The sequence below is a fragment of the Rhodococcus aetherivorans genome (assembly GCF_011058165.1).
In the GTDB taxonomy this organism is placed as follows: domain Bacteria; phylum Actinomycetota; class Actinomycetes; order Mycobacteriales; family Mycobacteriaceae; genus Rhodococcus; species Rhodococcus aetherivorans.
Genome location: NZ_JAALEG010000147.1, coordinates 1 through 8174, shown reverse-complemented (window position 1 = coordinate 8174; position 8174 = coordinate 1). Strand labels below are relative to the sequence as shown.

Sequence of the window (8174 nt, the reverse complement as noted above, 5' to 3'; positions counted from 1 at the left end):
TCAGCTCGCGCTGGTGCCGAGCGATCTCGAGCTGGGCGACTTTGCTGGGCATGGGGTGCCTCCTTGCTGTGGGCAGAAAAAATGCCCACGAGGATTCGCGGGCTGATCAGGGCTGTATTCGGTTGTGCCGGCGGTCAGGCCGGGCGGGGACGCATCAACCCGAGCTGGTACCACCCCGTGGCGCGGTCGCGGTCCGGGTTGTCGTACGGCACGCCCTCGGGCGGGGTGTCCGTGCGGCAGAAGTCGACGGTCACGCGCTGCCCGCCGACGACGAATGCCTCCCCGCCGAGCGCGAGCATCCGGTCACGCACCGTCTCGCTGAGGGCGTGCACCTCGTCGTAGCTCGGTGCGAAGCAGGAGATCTCGACCCGGGGGTAGTCGGTGATCCCGTCGTCGGTGCCGCCGACCCGGTTGATCCGGATGCCGACCTCGATCTCTGCGTCCGGGGTCTCCGTGTCGGTCCACCCCAGGTCCTCGAGTGCCACCATGAGGACCTTCTCGACGTTGGCGAAGGGCAGCGGCGGGGTGACAGCCATCTATCGCCGCCCGCCTCGCCGGCCCGCGGCGTTGATCGCCGACTGCAGCCGGCTCGCGCCCCGGGAGCGGCGGGTGCCGAACTCGGCGGCGAGCGGGTTCCGGATCGCCTGGCTGGGCGGGACGACGATCCGGTAGCCGGGCCGGCCGTCCCAGCCGCGTGCCGGTTCCACGCGGGCGGTGCGACCGAACGCGCCACCCAACGCCGCCCGACCCTTCTCGGCCTGCTTGCGCACCGCCGTCTGCACCTTCGGCGACGACATGATCCGCTGTGCATCCCGCGAGGACCAGGTGAATCGTGCGCGAGCCATCAGCCCCTCCATTCGGTCAGGAATCCGCCCACGTACTCGGCGAACCCGAAGTCGTCGTAGTGCGTCTGCAGTTCCCCGTCGACATGCAGCCGGCGCGGCCTACCGCTGTCGTCGACGATCCCGTCTGCGGTGAGGACACTCGTGGTGCGTTCCGGGAACCCGGGTGGGGCGAGGAGCTTCCACCGCGACTCGGTGGCCTCCCCGTCCTCACGCCGCTCGTCGGACTGCACCGGCTGCACCGCGCACCCCGGGTACGCGACCGGGGCGCCGTCGACGTAGTCGCCGTGCTTGACCTTGATGCGCGGTGTGATCCACACGGTCTGGTTGCCGAGGTCGTCGAGCATCAGTAGTCCCCGACCTTGAACGACCACTGCGGAGCGGCCCGGTACGGGATGCCGAGCAGCTCCTTGTGGAAGTCGGTGAAGTGCAGCAGGGCACCGGGGTTGGCGATGGTGCCGCTGCGGGAGACCTCCCCCACCGTCTTCGAGTACGACGAGAGACCGAGGTAGGGCTCGGAGATGAGGGCGGCCTTCACGACCTGGATCGACACCAGCTTCGCGTTGGGGTCGTCCGGCGCGATGTCGGGCTTGCGGTCCCGGATCCACGACGCCGCGGCGTCGAGGAACATCTGCGCATCAGCTTCCTGGGCCGATGTCAGCGGCCGTCCACCGATGGTGATGTCGCTGGGTTGCGCGAAGGCCGCCACTGGTCACTCCGTCGTCACTGCGGCGATCAGCTGCGGCTTGGTCATCGCCTTGGCCTCGGCCTCGGGGATGCCGCGTGCGATCGCGTAGGCGACCCAGTCTTCCTTGTCCGCGGTCTGCTTCGGCCGCGCCACCTCGCCGTCGGCGGACTGCGTGAGAACGACCGGCTCCGACTCGGGTGCGACGAGGACGTCCTCGACGTCGACGACCAGGCCGTCGTCGAGCAGCCGTTCCTCGTCCTCGGGCGACAGGTATGCGATCGGGTCTCCGGCGTAGTAGTACCGGAGCAGGCCGCCCTTGTCCTTGGCGACGACCAGCGGTGCATTCGCGTGGAGCGTCATGCCGACACCCCCGTGATCTTCCACGCCGCAGCCGGCTCCTGGACGATCGGGACGGTGACGCGGCGGCACCGCAGGCGCCACTTGTCGTCGTCGTCCTTGCGGATCGTCTTGGCTTGCACGCCGACACCGCCGGCGCTGACATAGCCGGGTCCCTGCAGGTTCTCGTCGGCCATGCCGCCGAGCTGCGTGGAGTCGAGCACCAGCGCGACACCGGCGACCGGGATGTTCGGCGTCGGCAGGAATCGCAGGCCGGCGATCTCCGGCAGGCTGCCGGTGTAGATCGGGCTGTCCTGCGACTCGCGGGCGAGGAGCGAGGCGATCTTGTCGTCGCTCATCACGTTCGCCCACGTGAGATCGTCGATGACGACGGTGTCCGGTTCGAAGCCCTGGTTCAGGGCGCGGATGTTCGCCACCGCGCGCAGCACGTCCCGCAGAATCGCCGGGGTGCCACCGGTGCTTGCCCAGGAGGCGATCGCTGCGGTCGACTGGGTGACCTGGGAGGCGATTGCACCGAGTGCGACGCTGTCGATGGTCTTGACCATCTGGTTGACCATCTTGACCAGGGCGCGGTTGACCGGGTCGATCTTCTGCCGCGAGATCGACTCGTCGGTGATCTCGACGTCCTGGCCCCACTTGATCGTCTTCGCCACCTGCGCAGCGCCCGTGCCGATGGACGTGAGCGGGTACTCGGCGCCCGGCGCCACGGCCTCCGGCGCGCGATCGGAGTAGATGGTCTCGCCCTGCTCGAACTGCACGGAGCCGGAATCGGTGGTGAACCGTCCGGTCAGCAGGACGTCGGCGATGAACCGCTGCTCCGCCAGCGTGCGCAGGCGACGTGCGATCAGGGTCGGATCGTTGAGGAACCGGCTGATCGTGGTGTAGTCGCCCGACAACGTGGGTGCGGGCGGCGGGTAGGTGATCGGCATGATGTGTGCCCCTTCTCCTTCGTGTGCGCCCGTTATCGAGCGAGCTTGACGCGGACCTTGCCGCCGGCCGCCGCCGCGAGAGCGATGCCGACGATCTGCGAGTAGTCGGTGCCGGCACCGAGATCGGCGACGGCGCCCGCCGCCGCGGGCACGACTCGCGCGCCGGCCGCGATGGCCCCGGACGCGGTGAGTTCGTGCACGCCTTCGCAGATGACCGTGACCTTCTCGCCGCTGGGGGCGTCGAAGGCCGCGACACCGAGCCACGCGGCGGTGGCCGCGGTGGTCGGGGCGACGGTGTCGTTGCCGGACACGGCGACGAGCTGGCCGCCGGTGACCGCGGCGGACGTGCTGCGGGTGATGCCCTGACCGGGGCGGAAGATCGGGGTGTGGTCGGCCATGGCTCAGGCTTCCTTTCCGAACAGGGCGGCGTACACGGTGTCGCCGCTGGTGTCGCCGGCGTCGGCGCTGTGCCCGGCCTCGGCGTACGGGATGAGGCCCTTCTCCATGCTGTCGAGCACGGCCTTGGTGCCCTCGGGATCGGCGCTCATCGCACCCACCCAGTGGTCGCGGCGAGCCGGCGGGACCTTCCCGTCGCGGATCGCGGAGTCGACGACGGCCTCGTTGGCTTCGCGAATCTGCTGAGCCCGGGCCTGATCGCCGCGTTCGGCCTTGGCGCGCAGCTCCTCGATCACCGAGGCCTCGTTCACCGCCAGGCCGGCCTTCTTCACGACCGCGACGGCGCTGTCGAGGCTGGGCTCGGTGGGCGCGGGCGGAGCGTCCGCGGCGCGCTCGGCGAGGGCCTCGTCGAGCGCGGCGACGATCGTGTCGTCGTCGGCGTCGGCTGCGATGCCGAGGCGCTCCGCGAGGGTTTCGTTCAAGGTGCCCATGGGCTCCTCCTTCTTGTCGGCCTCCGCCTCGGCGGCAGAGGAGTTCTGTGTGCGCGCTGCACCCGTGGACCCACGGTCGGAGCGGCCGGCGCGGTTGAAGATGGACAGGTCGAATCGGTTCTTCGCCTTCGCCGCGTCGTCCCGGTCGCCGCCGATCGCGAGGACCCGGTCGGCGAGACCGGCCGTGACGGCTTCCTCCGCTGAGTACCAGGTCTCGTCGGCCATGGCCTGCAGCCAGTCCTCGACGGTGCCGCCGGCCTTGGCCGCGTACACCGAGGCGATGTTGCGGTCCTCGTGCGCGAGATCGCGGGCCATCTTCGCCATGTCGTCGCCGTTGCCCACGCACATGCCCCACGCCTTGTGCACGAACACCTCCGCGTTCTGCATGACGTGCAGTTCGTCGACGCCGGCGGCGATGAACGACGCGGACGAGGCGGCGATGCCTTCCACGACGGCGACGACCTTGGCCGGGTGCGCCCGCAGCGCGTTGAGGATCGCCAGGCCCTCCCACACCTCGCCGCCCGGCGAGTTGATCAGGAGCTGGATCTCGCTGGTGTCGCTGGGCAGTTCGTCGAGCGCGGAGACGAACTCCTTGGCCGAGATGCCCCAGTAGCCGCCCCACGAGTCGATCGGGTCATACAGCCGCAGGGACACCGTCCCCGCCTCCGAGGACTTCGGGTCGGGGCGCTCGGCGCGGATCTGGGTGCGCTGGAACGCGGACGGGCTCCGCAGGAACGGGTTCACTGATCCTCCTGAGGGTTCGGGTTGTCCGGCGTCCAGGGCTCGTCCGGTGGTGGGGTGTCCTTCGCCGGCAGCCCGTACTGCTGCCGCGTGTACTCCTCGAGCGACCGGTCCAGGCGGATCAGGCCGGCGTCGATGAGCATCTTCAGGGCGGATGCCGTGAGGTCCTGGCGGGAGCCGATCTCGTCGAACACGATCCGCGGCGCCGGCACGTCCTCACCGAAGTTCAGGTCGACCAGGTCCTCGACGACGTGCGCGTTCGCGATGTCGCGGGCGGCCTCGGCGAACGTCTGCACCGACTGCACGAACGTGTCGGCCTGCACCGAGGCGAGGGCGTAGGAGCCGCCGCGGTCGAGGTTCAGGAAGTGCGCCAGCCCGGCGAGGGCGATCTGCTTGTCGTGGTACTCGATGGCCTGCCGGATGTCGGGCAGGTTGCCCTGCACACCGAGGAGCTTCATCTCGGCTCCGGCCGGCAGTCCGATGCCGGAGCTTTCACCGGCCCGCGCGGACGAGGCGAGCTTCTGGTACCGCTCGATGTCGGTCTCCCCCTCGGGCGCGGTGGCGACCGGGATGCCCATGCCGTTGCGCCGCGCGGTCGCGGCCTCGATGCGCATCAGCTCGTCCTTGAGCAGCCAGTGCTTGTACGCCGGCCGCAGCAGCGAACTGCCCTTCCAGTCGCCCGGCTCGGGGTCGCGCACGTACGCCACCAGCCGCGAGACCGGGATCTTGATGCCGCCGTCGACGATGGTCTGCACCTGGATCCCGTCCACCGACGGTGCGCGCTGCACGATCGAGTCCAGGCCGCCGTCGAGAGCGACGTTGATCGCGGCGATGGTGCGCTGCGGTCGCGGGGCGAGCTTCTTCAGGTACGCCCGGCCGTCGTCGCCGAGGTAGTACACCTGCTCGAAGAAGCTGTGCCCGTACGGCAGCATCAGCAGCGCGAGCCGCAGGTGCTCGGCCCACGAGAAGCGGCCGCGGGTGCGGGGGCGCGGCTTGTCCTCCTCGGACTCGCCCACGATCGCGAGATTCAGGTTTCGGGCGACGAACTCGGTGACCTCGTCGGTGGCGCCGTTCGGTTCGACGCGCCACGGGGTGCGGCGGATCGGCAGTCCGATCGCGGAGATCACCGACGCGACGCGCCCGTCCTCACGCATCATCCGCCCGTACACGCCGACCGACTGCGGCCACCGCAGCTCCGGGACCTTCTCCTCGTCCATCCACTGCCGCCAGTCCAGCGACGACACGATGCCGTCCGGGCGGACGTACCCGACCTCGTAGGCAGGCACAGGGGTGGTGGTTTCTGCCACGGGTCGTCTCCTCTCAGAACGCAGCGGTCAGCACGTCGAGTTCGCCGGCGCTCGAGCTGCTGCCCGGACTCGGCCGGGTCGGCACCGCCGCGGCCGGCGGGGGCGGCGGTGGTTTGGCGATGTCGTAGACCTTCAGCGCCCAGTGCGCGAGGGTCGCGGCCACCAGCGGCGAGATCACCTGGTTTCCCTTGCGGTTCCACGCCCAGCCGCCGCCGGTGAGGTCCCGCTTGGTCGCGCCGTCGAGCGCGTCCGACAGCAGCGGGTCCCCGGTGTGCGTGAGCTTCCCGGCGACCGCGTCGTTGTAGAAGCCGCCGCACGCCTGCACCATGTCGCCGGCGGACGTGACCTCCGGCTCGATGCCGGCGTCCACGAGATCCGGGTGCAGCGAGTAGGCCGGTGAGGCCTTGTCCATGACCAGTGCGCACGGGTCCCATCGGTCGATCAGCGACAGCAGGATCCGGATGAGTCCGGGCCCGGGTGCCGCGTGGTAGCCGACCTCGACGTGCACCTTGCCGTCGTCGGTCCGGGCGGCCGCGGCGATCGATACCCACTTCTGGTTGGGGGACATGTCGATCGCCAGCGCCACCTTCTTGCCGAACTTCGCGCTGGAGATCGCCATGTTGCTCCACACGGTCGGGTCGATGATGTGCTCGACCTCGACGTCGTCCGGTTCCTCCGGCCAGTCGCCGCGTCCCAGCGCTTCGACGTCGTACTCGCGTCGACCGGCTGCGGTGTGCAGCTTGTCCCGCTGGAACTTGAGGATCTTCTCGTCGGTCTGGATCACCCCATATGACGGGTTGGCGTACCGCGCCGTTTCCAGCGACGCCCGGTCCATCTCCTCGGGCGCCATCCACTCCGCCAGGAACAAACCCTCGCCGCCGGCGAGCCCACGTCGGCGCACCGCCGCGAGCACCTCGCCGTACTGGTGGCGTTCCTTGTCGACGGCCGACGACGTGTAGATCGTCTGCGGCCGCCGCGCCGCCATCTGCACCCAGGACAACGCGCCGGCTTCGGCATCGGAGAGGTTGTACGCCTCGTCGTAGATCAGCAGGTCGACGTCGTCGAGCCCTCGACCCGAGTCTCCCGAGCGGGTCATGAAGAACGCCTGCGCCCCGGATTTCAGGACGATGTGCCCTTCACCCTGTGACAGTGTCGGTGGTTTCGCCAGACGTGCCCTCAGGCTCGGCCGGCCCTTGATCGCGGCGATGGTGCGCTGCGCGATCGAGCGGGCCGTCTTCCACTGCTGCGCTGTGAAGATGATCGTCTCGTTCAGCACGAACAGCCCGTACAGGATCCGGAAGACCAGGATCAGGCTCTTGCCGTTCTGTCGCGGCACGATCAGGCACGAATCCGGGTGGACCCATTCCCCGTCCGGGTCGCCGTGCTCGGTGAGCAGCATGTTCGTCAGCGACCAGCGCTGCCACGGCATCAGGGGTGTCCGCGCGCGGTGGGCCAGTGTCACCGCGCGGCCGCCGTGGAACGGGTCGCCGTCGAAGGCCGAGACGTTGTGTGGTTCCTGCCGGCCGGTCAGCGTCGGGAAGTCGTCACAGATCGTCGAGATCGTCATCGCCACCAGATCCGGTCGCGGTGCCCTTCTGCCGGCGGATCTCTGCCAGGAGCTGGCGCCACACGTTCGTCAGCTGCCGCGCCTCCTGGGCAACGCCCGTGGCCTTCACCTCGAGCACCGACTTGTCGCCGCGCGAGGGCACGACGCGGAACCACAGATCCGAGTCGCCCGTGAGCATCCGGTGGTAGCCGTCGAGCTGGTCCTTGATGCGGGCCGCTTCGACGATCATCGCCGTGAGTTCGTACGGGTCGCCGACATCGGCGAGGCTCCGGAAGAGCGCCGCCCCGCCGGGACCGAAGTCGGCCGGCGAGGCAGGGTCCGCGTCGCCGGCGGCCGGTGAGATCTCGTCGGCGAGGGCGTCGGTCGGCTCGGGGTCGGCCTGGAGTCGGTCGTGGGCGGCGAGGGCGGCGAGCACGTCCATGGTTAGGGTCCCCTCTCCTCGCTGCACGTGAGATCCGGCTGGGCAAAAAATCCTGACTGGGCGCGGCGGGCGGTCAGGAGATGGGGGTACCCCGATAATTTAGGGCACCCTTAGCTACTCATGGGTAGGTTGGTGGCTCACCAGTCGAGCAGACACCACCGCGCGCGATCGTCCTCGACGGCCGGCGCGAACGGCTCACCGGTCACCGCAGGCCGCTCGTGGTCGCGGCTGCCGTCCTGGCGGTCGGAGTTGCACTTGCTGTGGAGCAGCCGGTCGGCGACAGTGCCGCCGTGCGCTCGGGCGTGCGAGGTTGCGTCCATCAGGATGGTGTACGAGCCGGATCGGATCCCGATGACCGGCGTGTCGTAACCGAACGAAAGACGGTCACCGCGTGATTCTTCGAGAGAGCTACCAACTCGACTCGACGAAAGAGCA

The 8174-nt window shown here is 69.5% G+C and carries 12 protein-coding genes; all 12 read right to left on the bottom strand.

Annotated features, from left to right (window positions below; genetic code table 11):
* Nucleotides 1-134 precede the first annotated feature (134 nt).
* The 12 genes from G6039_RS29230 to G6039_RS29175 all read right to left on the bottom strand — a co-directional run bounded on the left by G6039_RS29230 (nucleotide 135) and on the right by G6039_RS29175 (nucleotide 8059).
* Complete coding sequence (locus G6039_RS29230) at nucleotides 135-536, bottom strand: hypothetical protein (RefSeq protein WP_043801312.1); 402 nt, start codon at nucleotides 534-536, stop codon at nucleotides 135-137.
* Nucleotides 537-845: a hypothetical protein gene (locus G6039_RS29225; RefSeq protein ID WP_043801362.1), complete on the bottom strand. Its 309-nt coding sequence runs from the start codon at nucleotides 843-845 to the stop codon at nucleotides 537-539.
* Entirely contained in the window at nucleotides 845-1189 is a 345-nt protein-coding gene (locus G6039_RS29220) for a hypothetical protein (protein ID WP_043801308.1), read from the bottom strand. Before G6039_RS29220 ends, G6039_RS29225 begins: the two co-directional genes overlap by 1 nt.
* The gene (locus G6039_RS29215) at nucleotides 1189-1551 is read right to left on the bottom strand and encodes a hypothetical protein (RefSeq protein ID WP_051446134.1); all 363 of its coding nucleotides are present in this window, start codon (nucleotides 1549-1551) and stop codon (nucleotides 1189-1191) included. The genes G6039_RS29220 and G6039_RS29215 overlap by 1 nt, the downstream gene beginning before the upstream one ends.
* Nucleotides 1552-1554: 3 nt before the next feature.
* Complete coding sequence (locus tag G6039_RS29210; RefSeq protein WP_043801304.1) at nucleotides 1555-1890, bottom strand: hypothetical protein; 336 nt, start codon at nucleotides 1888-1890, stop codon at nucleotides 1555-1557.
* On the bottom strand, nucleotides 1887-2816 hold the full coding sequence (locus tag G6039_RS29205; RefSeq protein WP_043801301.1) for a phage major capsid protein: 930 nt from the start codon (nucleotides 2814-2816) through the stop codon (nucleotides 1887-1889). The genes G6039_RS29210 and G6039_RS29205 overlap by 4 nt, the downstream gene beginning before the upstream one ends.
* 32 nt (nucleotides 2817-2848) lie before the next feature.
* Entirely contained in the window at nucleotides 2849-3214 is a 366-nt protein-coding gene (locus tag G6039_RS29200; RefSeq protein WP_043801297.1) for a DUF2190 family protein, read from the bottom strand.
* A 3-nt stretch (nucleotides 3215-3217) separates the two neighbouring features.
* The gene (locus G6039_RS29195) at nucleotides 3218-4447 is read right to left on the bottom strand and encodes a head maturation protease, ClpP-related (protein WP_043801292.1); all 1230 of its coding nucleotides are present in this window, start codon (nucleotides 4445-4447) and stop codon (nucleotides 3218-3220) included.
* Nucleotides 4444-5751 (bottom strand): phage portal protein family protein, encoded by a 1308-nt coding sequence (locus G6039_RS29190; protein ID WP_043801289.1) that lies wholly within the window; start codon nucleotides 5749-5751, stop codon nucleotides 4444-4446. The genes G6039_RS29195 and G6039_RS29190 overlap by 4 nt, the downstream gene beginning before the upstream one ends.
* 13 nt (nucleotides 5752-5764) lie before the next feature.
* Nucleotides 5765-7318 (bottom strand): hypothetical protein, encoded by a 1554-nt coding sequence (locus G6039_RS29185; RefSeq protein WP_043801286.1) that lies wholly within the window; start codon nucleotides 7316-7318, stop codon nucleotides 5765-5767.
* A complete protein-coding gene (locus tag G6039_RS29180; RefSeq protein ID WP_206531455.1) occupies nucleotides 7296-7739 on the bottom strand; it encodes a hypothetical protein in 444 nt (147 codons plus the stop codon). The genes G6039_RS29185 and G6039_RS29180 overlap by 23 nt, the downstream gene beginning before the upstream one ends.
* A 137-nt stretch (nucleotides 7740-7876) precedes the next feature.
* Nucleotides 7877-8059, bottom strand: a complete 183-nt coding sequence (locus tag G6039_RS29175) for a hypothetical protein (protein WP_152545967.1) — start codon at nucleotides 8057-8059, stop codon at nucleotides 7877-7879.
* Between the last annotated feature and the right edge of the window lie 115 nt (nucleotides 8060-8174).